Here is a 25144-nt window from a genome sequence, read left to right on the forward strand (position 1 = left end):
TACAACTAAATTATATAAATAGAGACATGGGCAGATAATTTCAAGGATATGCGATAGCAAGCTATATTCTTTTTAATTTAATTTTCTACTTAATTCTTAATTCAATTATCTGGCTAATGATCTATTCTATTATCTACCTAGAAAGCTATTTGGGTTGCAGTGCGATGACTTGCCCACGTACCCCAATGCTGGCATCACTCATCAAGCACACATAGGCAGGCATGATATCCTCCGGTGTCTTTAACGACATTGGATCTTCGCCAGGGTAGGCATGGGCACGCATATTGGTACGGGTCGCACCAGGATTAATACAGTTAAAGCGCAGGCTGGTGGTATTTTTGGTTTCTTGAGTTAAAATATCACTCATCCCTTCGACAGCTTGTTTAGATAAAGCATAAGCACCCCAAAACGCTCTAGGATGGGTGCCGACAGAGCTGGTGGTAAATATAAACGAGCCATTATTTACCGCTTTAACTAATGGCATCAACACTTGAGTGAGCATAAAAGTAGCCGTTGTATTCACACGCATGACCTGCTCGAAGGTCACAATATCGTACATCTCTAATGGGGTTAATGCGCCTAAAACACTCGCATTATGAAGTACACCATGTAATTCACCGATTTCAGTTTCAATCAGGTTAGCTAATTTTTGCATATCGCTATAGCTAGCAGTCTCAAGGTTTAGTGGCATTATGGCAGGTTGTTTACCGCCCGCCTCTTCAATCTCATCATAGACGGCTTCGAGTTTACTGAGTGTTTTCCCAAGTAGCAGTACGGTTGCTCCATATTTTGCATAGGTTAAGGCGGCAACTCGCCCGATACCGTCACTTGCGCCTGTGACTAAGATGGTTTTACCTTCTAAGCAATTTGACGTTGGCATAAAGTGTCGAATTTGGTCGTGATTTAAGATTTTTAAAGCGTTTGAAGCGTCGTCAGTCATAATTATACTACTTTGGTTGTCATATTAAATTTTAAAATTAACTTATCTTTTAATAGCGATAATACCTGTTCAACAGGCCCTAATAAATCATTTATAGATAATCAAACTCTTTGGAGCGTAACAGCTTAACCAAGTCTTTTGGGGATTTGACGATATAGTCTGCGCCCCAAAGATGCAAGTCTTTTTGATCTTCTGGGGGTATATAGCCGTAACTGGCTAATACAGTGGTCATACCTGCTGCTGCACCTGCCTGAATATCCCGAATATGATCACCGACATAAATGACACTGTTGGCAATACCACGAGGAAGCTCAAGCTTTTCTAACGCTAAATATAAGGGCTCAGGGTCAGGCTTGGTATTACGAACATCATCTGGACAAACCACCACAGTACAACGCTCTTCTAAATTTAGAGCCTCTAATAGCTTGAGCGTTAAATGGCGTGGTTTGTTAGTGACGATGCCCCAAGGTATGTTGTTTTGATCATAAAACGCTAGTAACGCATTAATCTCTGAAAAAACGACGCTATCGACACAGATATCTGCCTCATATTCGTCCAAAAACTGCTGACGATACTGCCCCAACATCTCATCATCTATAGGCTGACTATTAAACTCAAGCATGAGGCGGACCATAGCGCCAGCCCCTGCTGATACCTGCTCGCGGATAGCGTCACTTGAGGGGACTTGCCAGCCATTTTGATCTGACATGCGCTTAATGATACGAACAAAGTCTGCGGCGGTATCTATTAAGGTGCCATCTAAGTCGAATAGGACAGCTTTGATATAATGAGTGGACATAGTTTTATACTTTTTAATGTTTTAGTTGTAGTGGTTAAGCGGGCTTAACGACTGCCATCATATAATTGACATCGACGTTTTGTGCCAGCCAATAGCGTTTGGTAATAGGATTATAATGCAGACCAATTAAGTCATAACGATTAAATCCAGCAGAGATGGCCATTTTATCAAGCTCTGCGGGAGTGATAAATTTTGCATAATCGTGAGTGCCTCGGTCTAATAGCCCTAAGACGTATTCAGCACCGATAATAGCAAATAGGTATGATTTGGGGTTACGGTTAATGGTGGATAATACGCAGACGCCGCCCGGTTTTAACAGATCAAAGCAGGCCTGTACAATTTGACTGGGATCTGGCACGTGCTCAAGCATCTCCATACACGTCACGACATCAAAGCTTTCAGGTTGTTCTTTAGCCAGACGCTCAATCGCAATATGCTGGTATCTCAGGGTGTCAGTTAACCCACTTTGCTTGGCATGGACACTGGCCGCTTTTAAGTTTTCAACTCCTAAATCAATCCCCGTTGCATCAGCTCCTCGGCGCGCCATTGATTCGGTTAAGATACCACCGCCACAGCCAACATCTAATACCTTTTTACCGGTCAGACCACTTACCATATAACGACTGACATTTTCCTCAATCCAATTTAACCGTAGTGGGTTGATTTGGTGCAAGGTGGCGAAGGGGCCTTGCTTGTCCCACCATTGGCTGGCAAGTTGCGTAAATTTACCGACTTCACTCATATCGACATTGCTGTCCAAATCTTTGTCTAGAGAGCTGTCTAAGTTATTGTCTAAAGAGTTGTCTAAATCGTTGTCTAGAGAGTTGTCTTCTACGCTAGGGGTCTTTGAAGCGGCGAGGGGAGTCTGAGTATCTGTCTCGACATTAAAATCTGTTTGCATCTGAGTCATGTGCTTTCCTAAACTAAATAATATTATAAGTATGATTTTGGGTAAAACATCTTTGATAAATAATTAACGCATAGGCATTCAAAACAAGTATTCGATATTATTGAGACTGACCCTATCTTACCATGCTTCATAAGCTAGCTTAAGAAAATAGGGTATCTCTTAAGTTATTCGGCTGCATTAAAATATAAAAGGATTTTTAGACATTTTTAGTCAAATTGACTCTAATATATAAAAAGAAAACGATATACATGACAATTTTTTATGTAAGTTTAAGCTATGTAAATTAAAGCTATGCATATTAACGCTATTCAAATTAAAGATTTCGATGTAACTACACTTATCTCAAAGTCGGTTAAATTTCTAAGGTCGGTTAAGTCTCAAAGTTGGTTAAGCCTAAAAGATGGTTAAGTTGTATCCTAGCGTACTATTTTTAATAAAGCATAAATCAAATCTATGCTCTCATCATTTAAAATTCGTTTAAAATTCAATATATGATTTAAGGGTATCTAAATTAAACGTTGTGAGCATTTAATAACGCATGTCAAACCATTAATTAAGGTTTTAGCAAGGCTAATAGTTCACAGAACCTTGTCAAATGCGGTATTATAATCAAATACGTTATCATTACCATAATTGTATACTATTGGTCGCATTATATTTAAGTCGCAGTATGCAATAGTTTGCTGTTTTTATTAGTAGCGGGGAATCGGTAATGAGTCGAAAAACCTAAATCCAACCCTTCATATTTAAAATTTTCTTAAGGAATTACAATGAAGTCTTATTCTCAACGAGGTTTTAGTTTGCCCTCTTTTGCTTTAGCCTCATTAGTAGCGGCTATTAGTTTTGCCTCAATGCCAGCAAATGCAGAGAACTTTGTCGCAGGTAAAGACTATAGAGTGTTAGATAATCCAGAAAAAATTAGTGGTGACAAAATCATCGTACGTGAGTTCTTTTGGTACGGTTGTCCACATTGTTACGCTTTAAATCCGCATATGCAAAAATGGGCTAAGAGCAAACCCAATGATGTGGTATTTTTAGAATCTCCAGCGGCGCTTAACCCCACTTGGGAGGCAAATGCTCGCGGATTTTACGCAGCACAACTGATGGGATATCAAAGCCAAACTCACAATAAGCTATTCGACGCTATTCATAAAGACAATAAGCGTTTATTTGACCAAAGCTCTTTATCTAAATGGTATGCCAGCCAAGGTTTGGATCAAAAGAAATTTAACAGCTTATACAACTCTTTTGCTGTCAGCACCAAGGTAGCTCGCTCTAAAGCAGGTGCTATGCGTTATCAGTTAACAGGGGTTCCTGCTGTTGTCGTGCATGGTAGATATGTGGTACAAGGTGAGAGTGAGAAAGTACCCAAGGTCGTCAATTATCTCGTGAATAAAGTGCGTACTGACTTAAAAGCAGGTAAATAAGACACTGTATTCATAAGCTGATATTACGCTGTTTTAAAAAAACAAACCATTTTCACCTGTGAATACAGGTTTTCGTAAGGACTAAGCGCTGCTTGGTCCTTTTTTTTGAAATATTGTAAGGTGTTTCATTAATTTAAAATAGTCAAAAAAAATGTTGTAAACAAGAACTATTATCGTTATCATACGTATTAACAAATTAAATAATTATGATTTAAATTACTAATGTTAATCGAGCTATGCTTAGCGAGTGTGGCGAAAATAGCAGAAGCATATAGAGTATTGGTAACCACTGGAATACGATAAAAAAGGATTCTGAAATGGTCGTTTGTATATGTAACAATGTGAAAGACCGCCAAATTAAGGCCGCTTTGGCATCAGGTATTGATTCTATGGAAGCACTGAAAGAAACCCTTGATGTGGCAACTTGCTGTGGCTGCTGTGAGCCAATGGTTAAAGACTTCATAGATGACCATCATGCTATGAATATTGATCGTGATGTAGTCAATCAATTGGCGTATGCTGTGTAATCATAATAATCCTTTCTATCTTAATTGATTGATTAAATAAAGTGTTTAACCTTTTAATGTTAAGCACTTTTTTTTGGTTTGCGGCTTCCTGATTGATGTACAGGGCTTGATGTTTTCGGTCTTAGTATGTTTCTCTTTATCGGTTAATCCTAAGTGCGCTTAAGTGCAAGTGTTTCTTATTCGTGATTGCACCTTCATTCTCTGTTCTAAAGACAACTGTGAATCTTTCTAAGTTTTGTTATGCTATATAACATCATCAGATTGAATATGAGTTTGATTACATTTAAGTTTGTTTCATTTAGCTATGGAAACATTCAGCTATGTAAACATTTAGCTATTTAAATTAGTTATTTAAATGACTTATAGAGATTATTAGAGCAGAGGTTATTAGGGTTGATTCGACACCCCTTAATTGAACATGTTTTATTGAATAAATTTATTGGTATTAAAAAAGGTACATAGTATGCAAGGCAGTCAAAAAGTAATAGATTATTTAAACTTCCTATTGGGTGGAGAACTTGGTGCTCGTGACCAGTATTTTATCCATTCAGAAATGTATGGTGAATGGAACTATGGCAAATTGTATGATCGCATCCATCATGAAATGCATGATGAGACTCAACACGCTCAAGCCATTATTCGCCGTTTATTAATGATTGGCGGTAAGCCTGATATGTCGGTGGATGAGATTAAAGTCGGCACCACAGTTCCTGAAATGTTACGACTTGATCTTGAGCTTGAATACAAAGTACAACAGCATCTTAAAGAGGGTATCGCAATTTGTGAGCAGGAGCGTGACTATGTCACACGTGATATGCTAGTGGAACAACTTGAAGATACCGAAGAGGACCACGCGCACTGGTTAGAGCAGCAGTTGCGTTTAATTGATATGATCGGTCTGCAAAACTATCTACAAAGTCAAATAGCTGACGTATCAGACGACGAATCGTAAATACGAGTCTAACAATATGAAGCTAATAAACTAGATAAATGGACTAAGTGGAGAAGATTATGCAGGGTGATAAAGAGGTTATCCAAGCCTTAAATAAGGTGTTAGGACAAGCATTGATTGCGATTAATCAGTATTTTTTGCATGCCCGTATTGCAAAAAACTGGGACATAGAAGAGCTTAATGAGATGTTCTATAAGCAATCAATTAAAGAGATGAAATGGGCAGACGAAATAATCGAACGTATATTGCTATTAGAGGGTCTACCGAATTTACAAGACTATGGTAAGTTACTAATTGGTGAAAATGTCGCTGAAATGATTGAATGTGACTTACGACTTGAAGATAGAAAATACCAAATCATTGCCGATGCGATTACTTTGTGTGAACAAAAGCAGGACTATGTGTCACGTAAGCTGTTAACCAGTCTTAAAGATGGGAATGAAGAGTATCAAGATTGGTTAGATACTCAGCAAGACTTGATTCGTGATGTGGGTATCGAAAACTATATTCAACAGAAGATTGAAGACTAGTTCTGTTGTACTAATATGCTTAGTGAAATATAAGTTTTATCTAAGACCAGCTTTCTATAAGTTGGTCTTTTTTTGTATCTAGTTCTGTATCAAGCTATTTAACTAGTTTTGTTTCTAGTTTTGTATCAAGGGGTCATATAAGACGATAGTGTCATGATAAAAGGTTTGATAAGTTTTACTCGCACGCGAGTTAAGGCTATACTTAGTAGGCATCAAATAGCCAGTACTTTGGCTGATATCAGAACAAATAACCCAATATATACAAGTTCTTATCAAGTTCATATAAATAAAATTAGGAGTCGGTATGCCTGCATTACTTCCCCATGTTGATCCAGATGGATTACTAGAATATTCAGTGGTCTATACTGATCGCGCTTTAAACCATATGTCTAAAGCTTTTCAGAAAGTTATGATCGACTTATCAAGCAACTTAAAAGAAGTCTATGGCGCAGACGCTGTCGCCATTGTTCCAGGGTCTGGTACCTTTGCAATGGAGGCGATTGCCCGTCAATTGGCGACTGATAAAGATTGTATGGTCATACGTAATGGCTGGTTTAGCTATCGCTGGACACAAATTTTGGAAAAAGGAAAAATCGCCAAGTCAGTTGCCGCTCTAAAAGCACATCCTGTAGAGGCAGAAGCCGAAGAGGGCGCGCCACAACCCTTCGCACCAGTGGCTATTGAATACGCTGTAGCGGCTATTAAAGAGCAAAAGCCAGCGCTGGTATTCGCACCTCACGTGGAAACGGCGTCGGGTATGATATTGTCTGATGACTATATTAAACAGCTGGCAGATGCGGTGCATAGCGTTGGCGGCTTATTGGTAATCGATTGTATCGCTTCTGGCTGTATCTGGTTAGATATGAAAGCGCTGGATATCGATGTTTTGGTTTCTGCACCACAAAAAGGGTGGAGTAGTACACCATGTGCGGGCCTCGTTATGATGAATGATAAGGCAGTCGCTGAAGTTGAAGCGACAGAGTCTGATAGCTTTAGTTTAGATCTTAAGCAGTGGCTCACCATCATGCGAGCTTTTGAAAATGGTGGTCATGCGTATCATGCAACCATGCCAACCGACGGGCTGCGTATCTTCCGTGATGTGATGCTTGAAGCAAAAGAAGTAGGCTTTGAAACACTAAAAGAAGCTCAGTGGGAACTGGGAAATCGTATCCGTGATCTATTAGAAGATCGTGGTATTCAAAGTGTCGCCGCAGAAGGCTATCAAGCACCTGGGGTCGTGGTTTGCTATACCCAAGATGAGGAGATGCACAAAGGGCGTGCTTTTGCTACTCAAGGCATGCAGATTGCTGCGGGTGTGCCGTTACAAGTGGATGAACCAGAAGGTTTTAAAACGTTCCGAATCGGCCTATTTGGCTTAGATAAGCTGACGGATGTGGATGGTGCTGTTGAACGATTTAAAGAAACGTTAGACAAAGTTCATCCTGCATAATTGACTAGCGATGCCCTACCTTTTCTATAAATTAACCTATCTTTGAGAGACTCGGTCAAGCTCAATAATTCGACTATTAATAGCATTTGATTTGTTGCGTTTGGACTTGCTTTCATCGATAGGTTAGTTTCTAGATTTGGTATGATTAATGATTTAATTTAAAAGTCTCGATTAATTACCTCCGTGCAAAAGCCAGCTTAATAGCTGGCTTTTTTATTCAAATTTTATAGGTTGATTATCCCGAATTCAGGTTAGACTGGTATTGTTATATATAGTCATTGGCAACTAAATGAGATACAAGGCAACCGAGCGCAAGTACTACTGTAGTAGGCTTAGTGAGGTTAACACCGTAACTCTTTAGTCAGGCTATGACTATAGCTAATGTTTGACCTTAGGCTCTTGCATTGCCATAGATTGCGCTGCTTGTCGTAATTCAAATTTTTGTATTTTACCGGTACTGGTTTTTGGTAATTCGGCAAATATAATGTGCTTGGGCACTTTAAACTTCGCCAGATGCTGACGACAGTGTTCAATGACTTGATCTCTCGTCAAAGTCGCTCCTTCTGCTATTTCAATAAATGCTACAGGAACCTCACCCCACTTCTCATTAGCCGCCGCGACAACTCCGCAACTATCAACCTCAGGCAAACGGTACAATACATTTTCAACCTCAATACTAGAAATATTTTCACCACCGGAGATGATTATGTCTTTGAGTCGATCCATGATTTTGATATAGCCATCAGGATATTTCACGCCTAAGTCCCCAGTGCGAAACCAACCGCCTGCAAAAGAGTCTGCAGTTGCTTTCGGATTTTTAAGATAGCCTTTCATGACCATGTTACCTTTTAAGGCAAGCTCCCCCATGGTCGTGCCATCTGCCGCAACAGGTTCATTAGTACCTTGCTTAAAAACCTCAAACCCTGTCATCAGATGCGACACCACCCCTTGACGGGACTTCTTAGCAGCACGTTCTTCAACCGCTAAATCTTGCCATTCGTCATGTTCAGCACAAATGGTAACAGGGCCATACACTTCAGTGAGGCCATAAACATGGGTGATATTGACGTTCATGGCTTCCATCTTCTCAAGCATAGCTTCCGACGGGGGCGCACCGGCGACAAAGCCATTCACACTATGGCTAATAGCTTGTTTCAACGACTCGTCTGCAGCGGCAATCATATTATGTACTATTGGCGCTGCACAATAATGAGTAATCTCATATTTAGCAATCAGCTTTAAGATGAGATCCGCATCAATGTTGCGTAGACAGACGTTTATGCCTGCACGCTCTGCAATGGTCCAAGGGAAGCACCAACCATTACAGTGAAATAAAGGCAGTGTCCATAGATAAGTGCTATGCTTAGGCATGTCCCAGTCTAGGATATTGGATACGGCATTTAAGGCAGCACCTCGGTGATGATAGACGACCCCTTTAGGCCTACCTGTAGTGCCAGACGTATAATTGAGTGAAATGGCATCCCATTCGTCCGTAGGATATAGGGTGTTATCAAACTCTAAGATAGCTTGCTGGTTGTCAAACTCCCCATATTGTATAAGCGCCTCATAGCTCATTTTGCCAAAAGGCTCAACGCCCGCAACAGCCATATCAGTCGCATGGATAATAATTAAGTTAGGAAAAGCCTCTTCAATAAGCTCAACATGATGTGCGTATTCGCTGTCTATAATGAGTAACTTGGCTTCGGAGTGTTGGAGGCAGAAGGTAAGCGCATTAATATCTAACCGAGTATTTAAAGTGCATAAGACCCCTTGCGCCATCGGTATGCCAAAAGCGGCTTCAACCATAGTGGGGGTATTGGGGGCCATAATAGCAACCGTGTCATCTTTTCCTATACCTAGAAGCCTTAATCCATGTGCCAATTGGCGACAACGCTTATACGTCTCAGACCAGGTATAAGTAACGGGGGAATGCGTTAGATCATCGTAGATTATCGAGGTTTTATGGGGATAGACAGTGGCTGCGCGAGTGATAAACTGGATAGGTGTTATCGGTTGATAGTTGGCGTCTGTTTTGCCAAGACCAGAGCTGAAGTCAGTCATAGATGATATTCCTTTATCAAATGTTTACAATGTGGCTTATAAGTGTCTATTCGGTCATGGCTTAACCTTTGCATGACCAATCTAAATAGGCTTATGATACGGTATTATTTGTGATTAAGACATTCAGTGAGTATATGTTAACTGAAATTGTTTGGTCAACACTATTATTTTTTTAAGCATTCATGCTAAATAGTACATTATTCTCATAGATCGTTCTCACTGATTTATTAACTGTGACCTAGTCGACAGACCCTAGTCATTACTACATTAATAAGGATATTCGTATGGCAGCTGCCGCTACCGCTCATCAAACATCTCAAAATAACAAGGCTAATCATCAGTCCAAGGATATTGCTGCTACCACTGTCCCTTATCCATATATATTTGAACCATTAGACCTAGGTCATACGACGCTAAAAAACCGCATCGTTATGGGATCTATGCACACTGGATTAGAGGACCGCTTTTACAACTACGGCAAGCTTGCTGCCTACTTTGCGGAGCGTGCAAAAGGCGGTGTGGCAATGATGATTACTGGTGGCATATCACCCAATCGAGAAGGCTGGTTGCTGCCCGCAGGCGGCACCATGAATAGCAAGCTCGATGTGATAAACCATCAGCGTGTTACTCGAGCGGTACATCGCCATGACAGTAAAATAGTGATGCAAATATTACACAGTGGTCGATATGGGTATCATCCTTTTGTGGTATCGGCAAGCCCGTTCAAATCCCCAATCTCGCCCTTTAAACCGCGCGAAATGAGTGTCAAAAATATCCAGAGCACTGTTGAAGACTATGCCCGTTCAGCCGTTCTTGCCAAGCAGGCAGGTTATGACGGTGTGGAAGTGATGGGTTCTGAAGGCTATCTGCTTAATCAGTTTTTGTCCCGTCACGTGAACCAACGTACAGATGAATACGGTGGCGATATCCAAGGTCGTATGAAGTTTCCATTGGAGATCGTGCGTGCCGTTCGTAAGGCAGTAGGTGACGACTTTATTATCGTGTTCCGCCTATCGGTTATGGACTTGGTAAAAGATGGCAATGTCATGGATGAGGTCATTACCGTTGCCAAAGCACTTGAAGAGGCCGGCGTGACTATTATCAATACCGGCATTGGCTGGCATGAAGCCCGAGTTCCGACCATTGTCACTAGTGTGCCCAGAGCCACCTTTGTCGACTATACGGCTGAGGTCAAAAAACACGTCTCGATTCCTGTTATGGCGGCCAATCGTATCAATATGCCAGAAACTGCCGAGCAGGTTTTGTCCTCAGGAAAAGCCGACCTAATCCAAATGGCGCGTCCGTTCTTAGCAGATCCTGACTGGGTTAATAAAGCCAGAAATGGTCAATCAGACCGTATTAATACCTGTATTGCGTGTAACCAAGCATGTCTGGATCATACTTTTGAGCACAAACGCTCTACCTGTCTGGTCAATCCGCAAGCCTGTTACGAAACTGAATTAACGTATGAACCAACCAAGTCGCCGAAGACGGTAGCGGTGATAGGTGGTGGCGTGGCCGGTATGGCAACTGCCGTTATTGCAGCTAAACGAGGTCATAAAGTTACTTTGTATGAAGCCAAAGATATTTTGGGCGGTCAGTTCAATTATGCCAAAGTTATCCCAGGTAAAGAAGAGTTCTTTGAGACGACCCGCTATTTCCTCACTGAATTGAACCATAACGGGGTAGAAATCAAGCTTAACACCAAAGTTACCAAAGAGATGCTCGATAAGTCTGACTATGATCATGTCGTTGTTGCCACTGGTGTCGTGCCACGTAGCTTAGAGGGCAAGCTTGAAGGGGCTGATAACCCGAAAGTCATCAGCTATGCTGAACTACTATCCGGTGAAAAAGCCGTGGGCGATACGGTCGCAGTTATTGGTGCCGGGGGTATTGGCTTCGATGTCAGTGAGTACCTAACGGCACGTCATGGTCAGCCGCTACATGAACTGGGGCCTGAAACTTTGAAAGATCCCAGTTATCGTCCTGAGCCTCAGTCTGTAGCAGACTGGAAAAAAGAGTGGGGTGTCAACGATGAAGACAACTATCAGACAGATGGCGGACTGATTAAACCCGAAGCCATCACTCCGATTCGTCAAGTATATCTCATGCAGCGCCGAAGTGATCGTTTGGGTAAAGGCCTTAATAAAACCACGGGATGGGTACATCGCGCGCACATTAAATCGCATGGGGTAATTCAAATGCCTGGAGTGACCTATGATAAAGTGACAAATGAGGGTTTGTGGATTACTACGCCTCAAGGACACAGTCAGTTATTACGAGTCGATACGATCGTGGTATGTGCCGGTCAAGTCTCGGTCAATGACTTGATGCCTGTAGTGACTGATGTCAAAAAATCCGATGCCAAAGCGTCTAAAAAAGGCAAAGCCGTGAAAAAAGGCAAAACCCAGTATCATATTATCGGCGGCGCGAAGTTGGCTGCTGAGTTAGATGCCAAACGCGCCATTCGTGATGGTGCGGAATTGGCGGCCAAGTTGTAGTTAATCGGGAATGGTTCACTGGCTGTTGGTTTGATTGATAGGATAATTCTCTAGCTCTAATAGCCAAACTTAGTCCCCAATGTGCTTTCAAAAAAAAGTCCTCTTTTATAAAAGAGGACTTTTTTGTACCATACGGAATATTTTATACCTCAACTCTTAACTCTTAACTTAGGCTGTGGCTTTAGCCCAGCATTTTTGATTAAAAGTATAACCTATCAAACCGCCTCTACCGCCATAGCAATCCCTTGACCGACACCGATACACATGGTGATGAGGGCTTTGCTACCTGACTTTCCAGTAATGTCTGTGATAGCACTCCCTGCAATTCGGGCACCTGATGCGCCTAACGGATGCCCCAATGCGATGGCACCACCATTGGGGTTTACTCTTGGGTCAGTTGGTTTAAGACCGAAATGATTGAGAACTGCCAAGCTTTGGCTGGCAAAGGCTTCGTTTAACTCGATAATATCGAAGTCATCCATCGTCAGACCTGTTCTTTTAAATAGCGTTTCCACTGCGGCAATAGGGCCAATACCCATTACGCGCGGTTCAACACCGCGAGAAGCCGTAGCAATGACCCTTACTTTGGGCTGTAAGTTGTGTTTTTGACAGGCCTCTTCAGAAGCGAGTAACAGTGCCGCTGCGCCATCATTAACCCCAGACGCATTACCTGCGGTAACCGTGCCGCCTTCGAATATAGGCTTTAGTTTTGCAAGCTTTTCTAAAGTCGTATCGGGACGGGGATGCTCATCGGTATCCACCACAATCTCGCCTTTTTTGCGATCATGGATAATCACCGGTACGATTTCTTTTGCCAGCCGCTCCGTCGATTTGGCCGCTTTCATTTGTGAGTGATAGGCAAACTCATCCTGCGCCTCACGAGAAATATTGTATTCTTTAGCGACAGTTTCAGCAGTTTGTGGCATTGAATCACTGCCGTACTGTTTTTCCAACGCTTTGTTAATAAAACGCCAACCTATCGTTGTATCATAAACCTCAGCATTGCGGTCGAATGCTTTAGTCGGTTTACTCATTACAAAGGGGGCGCGTGACATGGACTCTACGCCACCTGCTAACATAATATCTGCCTCGCCAGCTTTAATGGTGCGTGCTGCTAATCCAATACTGTCTAGGCCAGAGCCACATAATCTATTTAAAGTGGTGCCAGGCACTTCAATAGGATAGCCTGCTAACAATAGTGCCATACGTGCCACATTGCGGTTGTCTTCCCCTGCTTGGTTGGCAGCACCGAAGATACAGTCATCTATTAGTTTCGGATCAAAGTCATTCTTCTCCCGAATGTGTTTTAAAACAATAGCAGCAAGGTCATCGGGTCTAACAGCGGATAGTGAGCCACCATAGCGGCCAAAAGGGGTGCGGATGTAATCTACAACATATACATTTTTCATAAGGATTACTCGGTATTTAAGGGTTATAGCCAAAGGTCTGGAAACGTGACAAAGTTTAGTGACGTGATATAGTTTAGTGACGAGACACAGGGTTTAATGGGTTACACATCAAAGTCCACAATGGCTGTTTCAGACTGAACATGCGCCTGACAGGTTAAAATATATCCATTATTAATTTCATCATCTTCAAGTCCATAATTGACGTCCATCGTCGCAGACCCACTGACAAGTTTCGCCTTACAGGTTGCACAAACACCACCCTTACAGGCAAATGGCACGTTAGCACCGGCATCGATTGCCGCATCAAGGACGTTCATACCTTCAGGCAGATCAATCACTTGTTCGTGACCGGCAGAGATGATGGTGATCTGTTTTTCATTACCATCACGCACCACAGGGCGACGAACCGTTTGACTGGTCGGCGTGCCGAATAACTCAAGATGTATCCTCTTTTTATCGACGCCTTTTTCAATTAAGGCAGATCTGAAGCCTTCAATAATAGGCATGGGGCCACATAGGTAGGTATGGTCCAGTGCCTCAAGATCTACAAAAGAAGACAATAGTTTCTCAAAGCGCTCCCCTTCGGGACGATTTGATAATAGATCCAAATCACGTGGCTCGCGGGTCAAAACGTTGACCACAGAGAGTCTATCCATGTATTTATTTTTTAGCGCCTCGATTTGATCGAAGAACATAATAGTTTTGCGCTTGGCATTGATATAAATAAAATCAATGGTGGTGTGCTCGGTATGGTTAAGCAAATAGGTCATCATAGATAGAATAGGGGTGACGCCACTGCCCGCTGCGATAAACAGATAATGGCTCGCTTCTTGCATAGCGACTTTGTCGTCTAAGGGTAAGCAAAAGTCGCCTTGAGGCGCCATGATATTTAAGGTATCGCCAACCTTAACGTTATTACGAACATGTTCTGAGAAGACGCCTTCAGGTACCCGCTTAATACCCACGCGCACAAAGTTATCGCCAATTTGGCAAATCGAATAAAACCTTTCTTCATCTTTATCCGCTATCTTAGTTTGCAGCTTTAAATGTTGACCTGGTTTGGCTTTAAAATCATTAGCCAACTCCTCTGGGATATCAAACCTTAAGGTAACGGCCTCTTCCGTTTCAGGTAACATTTCGGTGACTTTGAGGGGAAAATAGATCGACATAATTATTCCTTTAATAAGTGTCTTATAATTTGCATATGCTTATACATAAGTCTTATAAATAAGAGGCTAAAGAGCCTAATGTTAATTTAAATGACATAATTAAATAGCTTAAACGGGCATGCTATTACCATTAATGACATTTAAAATATTCAAAGGGTTCAAGACAGTCGAGGCAACGATAGAGTGATTTACAAGCCGTTGAACCAAAGGTACTAACCACCTGAAAGTTATGACTTCCGCAATTTGGGCAACGTTTAGGATCATTATCATTACCGAGGGGGCCACTGTCTGAATTAGGGGGCGCAATGCCATAAGCCTCCAATTTTTGTCGGGCTTCAGCAGATATCCACTCTGTTGTCCAAGCGGGGGTTAATTGCTCTTTTAAAATTGGTTTTGGGAAACCTGCCTCTATTAACGCATCACTGACCATTTTTTTGATAGCCTCAGTAGCCGGACACCCAATATACGTGGGCGTTAAGATAATGGTAATAGTCCCCGCATGCTCGTCTACCTGAACCTCTCTGATAATACCCAATTCATCCAACGTTAATACCGGTACCTCTGGGTCTGGTACCGTGGCTAGAATCTGTTTGATTTCATCGATATCTAGCATTGGAGTCAGTTGAATTTTCATAGTGGTATTTTCCATTTAGCGTTTAGCATTTAGCATTTACCATTTAGCATCGGGGAATTCACGGCGCAGCGCCTGCATCTCAGCCAGCAAGATGCCTAATTTTTCTGTATGAAACCCTTCTATACCACCTCGGTGATGATACACTTCTTGTGGCAAAGTCAGGTCAGCTTCTGAGAGAAGCGCCGTCACATCAGCACGCCACAGTGTTTTAATGTCCGCCATAGCGTCTATAACGCCTAACGACTGCACGGCTTGAATGACCTCATCTTCTTCAAATAGCTCATTGGTATAGGCCCAGCAATCATTAAGGGCATCTTGTACCCTTCGATGACTCTCTTCTGTGCCAAGCCCAAGTCGAACTAACCATGAGCGTTGATGCGTATAGTGATATTTGACCTCTTTTGAGGACTTAATGGCAATATCTCTAAAGCTGTCGACATCACTTTTTTGCATGGACTGATACAGATACTTAAAGTAGGTACTGATAAAGAAGCCGCGCAAGCAAGTGTAACCAAAGTCACCATTTTCAAGCTCAGCTAGTAGATAGTTTGTATATTCGCGTTCATTACGAAAGTAGGCAAGCTGGTCAGCATCTCGTTTTTGATCGTCAAGTTCACCGGCCACATTGAGCCAGGCCATGGCTTGACCTAAAGTATCAAGACCAATGTTGGCTAAAGCTAGCTCTTCTTCAAGCGTTGGCGCTTTACCGACCCATTCGCAGTATCGTTGTGCCAATACGAGCGTGGTATCTCCTAAACGCAGTGCATAATCAAATAAAGTATTGTCAGAGTTCATAATCGTATCCATTCTTAAATTTACGTCGGTTACATGTGGCCTACTTCATCAGGGATTTCGTAAAAGGTAGGGTGACGGTAAATCTTATCAACAGACGGCTCGATAAACTCTTCTTGGTCATCATAATCTAAAGAGGTGATGTCTTTTGATTTGACAACCCAGATCGATGTTCCTTCATTTCGGCGGGTATATAAGTCGCGAGCGTTTTGTAAAGCCATTTCATCATCAGTGGCATGCAGGGAGCCCACATGTTGATGAGATAATCCAGCTTTCGCTCTAATAAATACTTCATATAACTCGGACTGGCGCATTGCTAACTCCTTTAGCTATTTGTTAAATGACAGACCTTTAACCTGTTAGGCATAGTATTAAAATAAGTCTGAACAGGTTAAGGGGAAGAACGTGTGATACTTACTAAGTGTTTAGGGCTTAGGGTATGTAGGTCTTAGGGTATAAAAGGCTTAGGCTTATTTTAATTATTTATCTTTAAAGTTAAAATGGAGAATTAAATGGTCCTAAAAACCTAACTGTACCGTTAAACTATTCATATTTTTTTAGTGATGAATGATTTTTACGTAGTAAATAGAAAATAGTGAATTATCAAAAAAGTCCCTATTAAAATAAATCAATGAATCAACTGGTATGACGATTCCAACAAATAAGGCTTGAAACCGAAAAAAAGACAAAAAAAACCTTTCTAGTCTTGAGACAGCAATTCAATCACCAATGCTAGAAAGCTAGAAAGCTAGAAAGGATGTTAAAATGAATTCAGATTAAACAAACGGTCATGTTAATAATCGCTAAGTGTCAAATGACCGACGCAAAATTATGGCCGTATTCAAGCAAGATTAGGCAGCTCTTTTGGCTTTTTGTTTTTCCTCATACGCTAAGGCTGCATCAACCGCCCATTGACCGTCTTCTTGTGCCTTGCGACGTGCATCCATTCTGGCCTTATTACAAGGACCATACCCACTGACCACTTGTTTAAACTCTTTCCAATCGATTTCGCCGTGCTCATAATGGCCGGTTTCTGCGTTATATTTTAGATCTGGATCAGGAATGGTAAGTCCTAAGTAATCGGCCTGAGGGACGGTAATATCGATAAATTTTTGACGTAATTCATCGTTACCGAAACGCTTAATCTTCCACTGCATCGATTGCTCACCGTTGGCAGAGTCGCTGTCATGAGGTCCAAACATCATTAAGGCAGGCCACCAAAAGCGATTCATGGAATCTTGCACCATAGCGATTTGTTCAGGGTCACCACTTTGCACCATCTCTGTTAGCAACTCATAGCCTTGACGTTGATGGAAAGATTCTTCTTTACAGATACGAACCATTGCACGCGCATAAGGCCCGTATGAGGTCCGCTGCAAGGCCACTTGGTTAACAATGGCAGCGCCATCCACTAACCAACCAATCATACCCATGTCTGCCCAGCTCAATGTGGGGTAATTGAAGATAGAGGAGTATTTCATCTTACCTTCAAGCATGGCATCGATGGTCGCTTGTCTATCAGCGCCTAATGTTTCGGCAGCACAATATAGATACAGTCCATGACCTGCTTCGTCTTGGATCTTGGCCATCAAGATTGATTTGCGGCGTAAGGAGGGCGCACGCGTTAACCAGTTGGCCTCTGGCAGCATACCGACAATTTCTGAATGGGCATGCTGTGAGATTTGACGGATGAGATTTTTGCGGTAGTCATCAGGCATCCAATCTCTTGGCTCGATTTTTACTTCGCGGTCGATTTTGTCTTCGAAATGTTTTACTTGATCCTGAGTCATGACTTACTCCTTGTAAGTGATCTGCATCAATACCGTATTAAGGGTATTCATTGCTGATCTTTGGTAGATGAAGAACAATAGATACACAGTACAAATGCTTTGTACTAATCAAAATGTAGGGTCCCTATTATCATTAACAGTGTCACCCTTATAAAACTTTGCAGGTCGTTTCTCTAAAAATGCGGTGACCCCTTCTTTATAATCATCACTAAAGCCTGCCTCCCTTTGATAAGTAGCTTCAAGCTTAAGCTGTTCATCCAGTGTGTTACTGACCGCTTTGTTTAATGCGTCAATCGTCAGTTTGATACCAAGGGCAGGGCCGTAAGCTAAGCTGCTAGCAAGTTTAGCCGCCTCATCACTTAATTGTACAGCGTCATAAACTTGCCAAACCAGTCCATAATTCATGGCATCTTCTGCACTAAGGGTCGCACTCGTCAATACCAAGGCTTTTGCGCGTGCCACACCAAGTAGATGAACCAATTGCCACGTTAGCCCTGAGTCTGGGACCAGGCCGATCTTGCCGAATGCCATAGCAAATTTACTGTTAGAGGCACATAAAACGATGTCACATGCCAAAGCAATACCGATACCGGCACCGGCAGCAACGCCATTGACAGCCGCAATGGTAGGCTTGCCTAAACTTTTAAGACGTTTAATAAGGGGGTTATAAAACTCAGTAATCGTTTGGCCTAAGTCGTATGTTTGAACTCTAGGATCTCTATTACCTAAGTCTTGGCCTGCACAAAAGGCTTTTCCGGCACCAGTGAGGATCACTGCGCGTACATTGTCGTCGGCTGCGACCTTGTCTAAAGTTGACGCAAGCGCTATGTGCATCTCTTCGTTAAAAGAATTGAATTGTTTGGGGCGGTTTAAGGTGATGGTAGCGATACCGTCATGGTAGGCAAATTGCACAGTGTCTGACTTAATATCCATATCCATATTTATTTCAATCCTTTGAATAAACGTCAATAAAAAAACTTACTTAGCATTCCTTCGCATTACATAGATAAATTTCTGATCATTCCTCAGCATTACTTTGAGGGCTGCCTTGAATGATTTTTTGATTCCCACTTATAAAATTATTAAGAATTTATATAGTATTTAAAAAGAATAAAGTTGACAAGGGGTGGGAGGTAAAGTTTGTACAAAATTAATTAAAATCTCAAGGCTTTAATTTCACCATAAGAACAGAGTTACACATAAGTATTTGATTTTATTATAAAAAATAAAATAACATGCCAGTTGTTACTTCTGAAGAATAAGCGTAACATAATATAAATCGTATCATAATAAAAAATGTATGTTTTCGGTAAATTCATTTTTCTAATTTAAATATTAAAATAAACTAAATAATATAAAACAAAAATTCTATACATATTAAATGGATGCAATCTCATTATTTAAATTTATCATTGTTTGAATATTTCAATAAAACACTGTGTTTACTACATTTATTGTTAGGAATTGGCTGTATAGCGATGGGAGGTATATTGCAACACAAAAATTAATGTAGTATGTTTTTTTAGCTATCAAGACAATACCCTGAAAACTATTTTCAAAATGAGTTTATATTGGCTTACAAAGAATAAAACGGTTCATACTGTTTTTCATACGCTGGTATTGACAAGCTGATTGTCGCAAACTGATATTCAAAAGGAGTTAAAAATGTCAGATCTATATAACAAGCACAAGGATAGGTTATTAAAAGCACAAGAGGTCATTAAAACACGTGAGGAATGGGCGGCGTTCCCAGAAATGCCGAGTGAAAAATTCCATGGAGAAGGGTCAAAACAAAAGGGTGAAGATGATTTTAAAGCGTTACTAGGTGGTAAGTACGAATTCAAAGTGCCTATGCAAGATGCCCAATACGTGACTTGTCAATCGACATCACCATATGGCATTGACATGACCATTGAATATCCAAAACTTGAAAAAGATGTTTTATTGACCCGTGCCGCAGACGCTCAAAAGCAATGGCGTAAGCTTGATTATAAAACCCGTTTGGGTATCTGTATGGAGATGCTAGACAGACTGTTCCAAAAGTCTATGCTGATGGTGCATAGTATTATGCATACCACAGGTCAACCCTACATGATGTCCTTTCAGGCGGGTAGTCCTCACGCATTAGAACGCGGTCTTGAAACCCTTGCCTATACGGCTACGGCGATTGAGTCTACCGCACCAACCGTCCAATGGGATAAGGTCACAGGTAAAGATAAAGAAGGCAACCTAATCTCAGTTAAAATGGATAAGACTTTTAAGCCACGTGGTAAAGGTATTGGGGTGATGGTTGGGTGTGCGACCTTCCCGACATGGAATGGTTATCCAGGACTATTCGCAAGTTTAGCGACGGGCAACAGCTCTATTGTTAAGCCCTCTGATAATGCTATTTTGCCATTAGCTATTACAGTAGATGTGATGCGTGAGGTCTTGCAGGAAGCAAATATAAATCCTGATGTGGTCCAGCTTGCCGTCTCAAATGGAGATCGCGCCTACACTCAAGAAATTATTAAAGATGAGCGTATTAAGATGGTTGACTTCACAGGTGGTCCATCATTCGGTAACTGGCTCAAAGAAAATACCAACGGGGTTCAGCTGTACCTTGAGCTTGCGGGTCTTAACAATATATTAATTGAGTCGACCGATAACTTTAGAGCGATGACCAGTAATATTGCTTTCTCGTTATCTCTATATTCCGGTCAGATGTGTACCGCACCTCAAAATATTTATATCCCTAAAGAGGGTATCGAGACCAATGATGGTCATAAGAGCTTTGATGAGGTTGCCGGTGGTATTGCAACTGGTATTGAAAAGCTATTAGGCGATGACAGACGTGCCTTTGCTTTAATGGGTGCCCTAAATAGTGACGACGTGAATAAACGCGTTAATGACAGTGCGAAAAGTGGTAAGACCTTTGTACTGGGTATGGAAAAAGCAAACTTTGAAGCGTTTCCAAATGCCAAAACTGCTAAACCACAGCTGATCAAAGTCGGACAGGACGATGCAGTGATTTACCAAGAGCAGTTTGGTCCTATTGCTTATGTAATAGCTGTCGACGATGTTCAAAGTGGTTTGCAGTTAGTCTGCGATAGTATTGAAGAGCATGGGGCGATGACTACCGCTTTGTATAGTATTCATGATGAATTTAAACATCAGGCGATGGACGATATTGCAGATGCAGGCTCGCCTTTGTCAGTCAACCTCACGGGTGGCGTTTATGTGAACCAGTCTAGTGCTTACTCAGACTTTCATGGTTCAGGGGTTAACCCTGCTGCCAACTGCTGCTTAACTGACTTGGGCTTTGTGGCACCGCGCTTTGGCTGGGTTACGGTACGCGAGCAAACGAACTAGTTAGATTTGTCTTTATCTATCTGGTTTTTTAAACTTAGTTATTAGCGTACGTTCTAAGAAGTCTAAAACTAGAAGTGAAATGTTAATTAGCAGGGTAAGTAATAGGACGGTTGGTCAAGGACGACTGACCACGTTATATCGTTCAGGTATTTACTCATACCGTTCTATTCTTATCATTCTATTTTTACTACTTAAGCTTATTTGTTGTTCGTATTTAACTGCTATCATATTTAACAAGGATGTTATATGAGTGATACTTCATTCATCGTCGGCGTTATAGGCGCAGGAACCATGGGTCAGGGCATAGCACAACTTGCTCTGCAAGCGGGCCATCGTGTCATTTTAGTCGATCAATCAGAGGCTCAATTAGACAACGCGAAAGCGTCTCTTGACGCGTTATTCAGCAAGTTTGTTTCAAAATCCAAAATATCTGCACAAGACAAAGACAACTGGCTGAACGCATTAACTTTGACGACTAATAATGAGTCATTAGCAGATGCTAAATTAGTCATTGAAGCCATTGTCGAAAAGCTATCTGTTAAACAAAGCGTCTTTCAAGCGCTTGAATCTATCGTCAGTACCGACACTATATTAGCCACTAATACCTCCTCATTATCAGTAACGGCAATTGCCTCATGTCTGGATAACCCAGAGAGATTTATCGGACTACACTTTTTTAATCCGCCCGGTATTATGCCACTAGTGGAAGTGATTGAAGCCCTACAAACCCCTTCTCAAACGACACAACGCTGTATCGATCTTATGCAGCAATGGGGCAAAACCCCAGTACGCTGTAAAAATACACCAGGCTTTATCGTCAATCGTGTCGCTCGTCCGTTTTATGTCGAAAGCTTTCGACTTATTGAAGAACAAATCACCACGCCCAGTCAACTTGACGCTAGTATTCGAAGTGCCGGGTTTAAAATGGGTCCTTGCGAGTTAACGGACTTTATCGGTCAAGATGTGAATTATGCGGTGAGCTGCTCGTTGTTTGATAGCTTATTTTATCCCGCTCATTTACGTCCCAGTTATGTCCAAGGCAGCTTGGTTGAAGCAGGGTTTTTAGGTCGTAAAACGGGTAAAGGCTTTTACGATTATGGCGATGGCAACTCTAATCAAAGCAATTCAAATCAAAGCTCAACCTCTCAAGATAACCCTTCAGCACAATCTGAAGATGGCGTCTCCTTTGCCAGTTTTGGACGCCATCCGTGGATTGTAGAGCAAGAGCACGCTTTAACATCGAAAATCGCAAACCCCTCAATACTGTCGATGAGCTTTGGTGATAAACAGTCATCAGAGATACTAAATCCTGAGCAGTTAATCGGGGTATTAGACAATAATGTACACCTCGTTGCCTCAGATGGCCGTTTGGCTTCAGACTGGGAGGCCGCGCTTAACGTACCAGTCATATTAACCGATATCAAAAATCCTGATATACAATCTGCCACGATTGCTATTGCATTCGGTCCTGAAGCTGAAAAGGTCATGGCAGGACGCATCCCGAAGCCATTAGGCAATATACAATGGAGCGTCGTCGCAGACTGTCCAGGATTAATTAATTTGCGGGTGATTAGTATGATTATTAATGAAGCGGCGATATGTGCAACTCAAGGGATAGCCACCCCAGAGGGCATTGATAGTGCGCTTAAAGGTGGTGTTAATTATCCATTAGGGGCGTTTGAGTGGCTTGATTACATTGGTACGGATGTCGTTGTAAATACCCTAAGTTCGTTACGTCGTCTCTATGGTAGCGCTTGTTATACCGTACCTCGTTTACTGATAACACGATTGGCAGAGAGTAGTGTTACTAACCCTAATGCTAAAGGAGCATGCTAATGACCATTAATAGCCACTCTAAAAGTATCAGCTCAGCTCAAGATGTCAGCCAATATAGTAGTCAAAATACAGATAAAACTACTGTGAACAATACAACTCAGAGCACTGGAGAACATAGTGCTGATGAACTAAGCACTGATAAACTAAGCACTGATAAACAAAGTTTTGATAATCAAAGCATTGAAGCAAGTGGTGTCAATCAAGCGAAAACGCAACATAATGGTCAGAGACAAAGTAGTATTTGTGACACTACCCAGCAGCACACGCCTGATGATGACAATAAACTGGCATTTGATATTGCGCATAAAATGCTCAGTAATTGTGATTTCTCTGCCCATTTAGGGATTGAGATGGTCGAGGCAAAGGTGAACTATTCGGTCTGCAAAATGACGGTTAAACCCATCCATACCAATGGGCACGATACCTGTCATGGCGGCGCTATATTTAGCCTTGCGGACACAACGTTTGCCCATCTATGTAATGCCAACAATAACATTACCGTTGGACATATTTGTACCATTGCTTACTGGAAACCTGCCTATATAGGCGATGTTCTATACGCGTATGCCTATGAATCAGGCATATATGGGCGATCTGGATCATATCGTGTCGAGATTACTCGTGGTGAACAGGGAGAGTTAGTGGCTGAATTTCAAGGGTTTAGCCGCGCTTTAAAAGGTCAGAATCACTTTGACTGATTCTAATTAGTTATCGTTTATGAAAAGGAATTTAACATGAGCTTAGAATATTTTAATCGTATAGAAGTGGCATCCCGTGATGAGATCTCCGCTTTACAGCTCAAACGTCTTAAAAATACTGTGAAGCATGCCTATAACAACAATGCATTTTGGAAAAATCATCTAGCGAATGCCGATGTACATCCAGATGATATCAAATCGTTAGAGGACATTAGCAAGTTGCCATTTATGGTGAAAAATGACTTTAGAGACAACTATCCTCTAAAGTTACTGTGCACCGATCGCTCTGATGTCGTCAGACTACATGGCTCTTCTGGTACAACTGGCAAGCCGACTATTGTCGCTTATACTAGAAATGATATCGAAATGTGGTCGGAGGCAGTAGCCCGATCTTTAGTTATCGCAGGTGTTACCCCCAATGATACGGTACAAATTGCCTATGGCTATGGGCTGTTTACAGGTGGTATGGGCGCGCACTATGGCGCGGAGAAATTAGGCGCAATGGTCATTCCTATTTCAGGCGGTATGACCAACCGTCAAATCCAAATTATTGAGGAAATTGAGCCAGCAGCTATGATGGTGACGCCTTCTTATATGGTTAATATCGCAGAAGCTATGGAAAAACAAGGCATGGATACTCGTAAGACCAGTCTGCGTGTCGGTATATTTGGGGCAGAGCCTTGGACCAATGAGATGCGGTCACATATCGAAGAGCGTTTCGATATCGATGCAGTGGATATTTATGGTCTCTCTGAGGTGGTGGGACCTGGCGTGGCACAAGAAGCGGTCGCTAGTAAAGGCGGGTTAACTGTTTGGGAAGATCTATTCTATCCGGAGATTATTAATCCTGAAACTGGTGAAGTATTGCCAGACGGAGAGCAAGGGGAGCTTGTGATAACGACTCTTGCAAAAGAGGCCATGCCAGTTATCCGCTATCGCACTGGGGATATCACCCGTATCTTCCCCGGCGATGTACGTTCGATGCGCCGAATCGAAAAAATCACCGCACGTAACGACGACATGATTATCTTAAGAGGGGTCAATATTTACCCATCGTTATTAGAAGAGCAAATTATGCAAGTTGATGGGATGTCCTCAAACTACCTTATCGAGCGCTATCGAATGGGTGCCATGGATCAATTACGTATCCGTGTTGAGCCGGTGGATGAAAATCAAGATGCAGCTCGCTTAAGAAATGAGCTGATTTATAGGGTTAAGTCAACTATTGGTGCCAGTATCGAAGTTAATATTGAGCCGATAGGGGTTCTACCACGCTCTGAAGGTAAAGCCAAACGTGTTGTTGATCTGCGAAGACCTGCTTAAGTTGTTATCAGCAGCTAATACTAGTCATTACATAAGCAGCCGTTT

21 protein-coding genes are annotated in these 25144 nt (G+C 41.9%); 10 read left to right on the forward strand and 11 right to left on the reverse strand.

Translation table 11 applies throughout. From position 1 onward, the window contains the following. Nucleotides 1-145 precede the first annotated feature (145 nt). From AC21OG_RS06470 to ubiG, 3 genes are all read right to left on the reverse strand, one after another. Nucleotides 146-940 carry a YciK family oxidoreductase gene (locus tag AC21OG_RS06470; protein ID WP_487378023.1) on the reverse strand — a complete coding sequence of 265 codons (795 nt, stop codon included), beginning with the start codon at nt 938-940 and terminating at the stop codon, nt 146-148. Nucleotides 941-1031: 91 nt separating this feature from the next. Beyond that, nucleotides 1032-1739, reverse strand: a complete 708-nt coding sequence (locus AC21OG_RS06475) for an HAD family hydrolase (protein WP_487378022.1) — start codon at nt 1737-1739, stop codon at nt 1032-1034. A gap of 34 nt (nt 1740-1773) precedes the next feature. Continuing rightward, nucleotides 1774-2481, reverse strand: a complete 708-nt coding sequence (gene ubiG / locus AC21OG_RS06480; protein WP_487378039.1) for a bifunctional 2-polyprenyl-6-hydroxyphenol methylase/3-demethylubiquinol 3-O-methyltransferase UbiG — start codon at nt 2479-2481, stop codon at nt 1774-1776. A 938-nt stretch (nt 2482-3419) separates the two neighbouring features. On the opposite strand from ubiG, the gene AC21OG_RS06485 reads away from it, so the two are divergent. The 5 genes from AC21OG_RS06485 (at nt 3420) to AC21OG_RS06505 (ending at nt 7535) form a co-directional block, all read left to right on the forward strand. Then, nucleotides 3420-4076 carry a thiol:disulfide interchange protein DsbA/DsbL gene (locus tag AC21OG_RS06485; RefSeq protein WP_487378021.1) on the forward strand — a complete coding sequence of 219 codons (657 nt, stop codon included), beginning with the start codon at nt 3420-3422 and terminating at the stop codon, nt 4074-4076. 317 nt (nt 4077-4393) lie between these two features. Continuing rightward, nucleotides 4394-4603 (forward strand): (2Fe-2S)-binding protein, encoded by a 210-nt coding sequence (locus AC21OG_RS06490; protein ID WP_486547614.1) that lies wholly within the window; start codon nt 4394-4396, stop codon nt 4601-4603. 463 nt (nt 4604-5066) lie between these two features. After that, a complete protein-coding gene (bfr, locus tag AC21OG_RS06495) occupies nt 5067-5555 on the forward strand; it encodes a bacterioferritin (RefSeq protein ID WP_486547613.1) in 489 nt (162 codons plus the stop codon). Nucleotides 5556-5614: 59 nt separating this feature from the next. Then, a complete protein-coding gene (bfr, locus tag AC21OG_RS06500) occupies nt 5615-6085 on the forward strand; it encodes a bacterioferritin (RefSeq protein ID WP_486547612.1) in 471 nt (156 codons plus the stop codon). Nucleotides 6086-6389: 304 nt separating this feature from the next. Further along, on the forward strand, nt 6390-7535 hold the full coding sequence (locus AC21OG_RS06505; protein WP_487378020.1) for an aminotransferase class V-fold PLP-dependent enzyme: 1146 nt from the start codon (nt 6390-6392) through the stop codon (nt 7533-7535). A 378-nt stretch (nt 7536-7913) separates the two neighbouring features. On the opposite strand, the gene AC21OG_RS06510 is transcribed toward AC21OG_RS06505, so the two are convergent. Then, a complete protein-coding gene (locus tag AC21OG_RS06510) occupies nt 7914-9596 on the reverse strand; it encodes an AMP-binding protein (RefSeq protein WP_487378019.1) in 1683 nt (560 codons plus the stop codon). Nucleotides 9597-9880: 284 nt separating this feature from the next. On the opposite strand from AC21OG_RS06510, the gene AC21OG_RS06515 reads away from it, so the two are divergent. After that, the gene (locus AC21OG_RS06515) at nt 9881-12097 is read left to right on the forward strand and encodes a 2,4-dienoyl-CoA reductase FMN-binding domain-containing protein (RefSeq protein WP_487378018.1); all 2217 of its coding nucleotides are present in this window, start codon (nt 9881-9883) and stop codon (nt 12095-12097) included. Nucleotides 12098-12312: 215 nt separating this feature from the next. Here AC21OG_RS06515 and pcaF read toward each other — a convergent pair whose 3' ends face one another. From pcaF to AC21OG_RS06550, 7 genes are all read right to left on the reverse strand, one after another. After that, complete coding sequence (gene pcaF / locus AC21OG_RS06520) at nt 12313-13506, reverse strand: 3-oxoadipyl-CoA thiolase (protein ID WP_487378017.1); 1194 nt, start codon at nt 13504-13506, stop codon at nt 12313-12315. A gap of 101 nt (nt 13507-13607) precedes the next feature. Continuing rightward, nucleotides 13608-14675: a 2Fe-2S iron-sulfur cluster-binding protein gene (locus AC21OG_RS06525; RefSeq protein ID WP_487378016.1), complete on the reverse strand. Its 1068-nt coding sequence runs from the start codon at nt 14673-14675 to the stop codon at nt 13608-13610. A gap of 130 nt (nt 14676-14805) precedes the next feature. Beyond that, the gene (gene paaD / locus AC21OG_RS06530) at nt 14806-15309 is read right to left on the reverse strand and encodes a 1,2-phenylacetyl-CoA epoxidase subunit PaaD (RefSeq protein WP_487378015.1); all 504 of its coding nucleotides are present in this window, start codon (nt 15307-15309) and stop codon (nt 14806-14808) included. 36 nt (nt 15310-15345) lie between these two features. Next, a complete protein-coding gene (gene paaC, locus AC21OG_RS06535; RefSeq protein WP_487378014.1) occupies nt 15346-16104 on the reverse strand; it encodes a 1,2-phenylacetyl-CoA epoxidase subunit PaaC in 759 nt (252 codons plus the stop codon). A gap of 29 nt (nt 16105-16133) precedes the next feature. Continuing rightward, nucleotides 16134-16415, reverse strand: a complete 282-nt coding sequence (gene paaB, locus AC21OG_RS06540) for a 1,2-phenylacetyl-CoA epoxidase subunit PaaB (RefSeq protein ID WP_487378013.1) — start codon at nt 16413-16415, stop codon at nt 16134-16136. Between the two features lie 537 nt (nt 16416-16952). Continuing rightward, nucleotides 16953-17891 carry a 1,2-phenylacetyl-CoA epoxidase subunit PaaA gene (gene paaA / locus AC21OG_RS06545; protein WP_487378012.1) on the reverse strand — a complete coding sequence of 313 codons (939 nt, stop codon included), beginning with the start codon at nt 17889-17891 and terminating at the stop codon, nt 16953-16955. A gap of 108 nt (nt 17892-17999) precedes the next feature. Further along, nucleotides 18000-18830 carry an enoyl-CoA hydratase-related protein gene (locus tag AC21OG_RS06550; RefSeq protein WP_487378011.1) on the reverse strand — a complete coding sequence of 277 codons (831 nt, stop codon included), beginning with the start codon at nt 18828-18830 and terminating at the stop codon, nt 18000-18002. A 726-nt stretch (nt 18831-19556) separates the two neighbouring features. Between AC21OG_RS06550 and paaN the strand changes: the two genes are divergently transcribed. The 4 genes from paaN to AC21OG_RS06570 all read left to right on the forward strand — a co-directional run bounded on the left by paaN (nt 19557) and on the right by AC21OG_RS06570 (nt 25099). Next, nucleotides 19557-21242 (forward strand): phenylacetic acid degradation protein PaaN, encoded by a 1686-nt coding sequence (gene paaN / locus AC21OG_RS06555; protein ID WP_487378010.1) that lies wholly within the window; start codon nt 19557-19559, stop codon nt 21240-21242. Between the two features lie 246 nt (nt 21243-21488). Further along, nucleotides 21489-23078 carry a 3-hydroxyacyl-CoA dehydrogenase NAD-binding domain-containing protein gene (locus tag AC21OG_RS06560; protein ID WP_487378009.1) on the forward strand — a complete coding sequence of 530 codons (1590 nt, stop codon included), beginning with the start codon at nt 21489-21491 and terminating at the stop codon, nt 23076-23078. Continuing rightward, the gene (locus tag AC21OG_RS06565) at nt 23078-23776 is read left to right on the forward strand and encodes a hotdog fold thioesterase (RefSeq protein ID WP_487378008.1); all 699 of its coding nucleotides are present in this window, start codon (nt 23078-23080) and stop codon (nt 23774-23776) included. The genes AC21OG_RS06560 and AC21OG_RS06565 overlap by 1 nt, the downstream gene beginning before the upstream one ends. Nucleotides 23777-23812: 36 nt before the next feature. Then, nucleotides 23813-25099: a phenylacetate--CoA ligase family protein gene (locus AC21OG_RS06570; RefSeq protein ID WP_487378007.1), complete on the forward strand. Its 1287-nt coding sequence runs from the start codon at nt 23813-23815 to the stop codon at nt 25097-25099. The last annotated feature ends 45 nt before the right edge of the window (nt 25100-25144 follow it).

This window comes from Psychrobacter sp. CX5 (assembly GCF_057621535.2).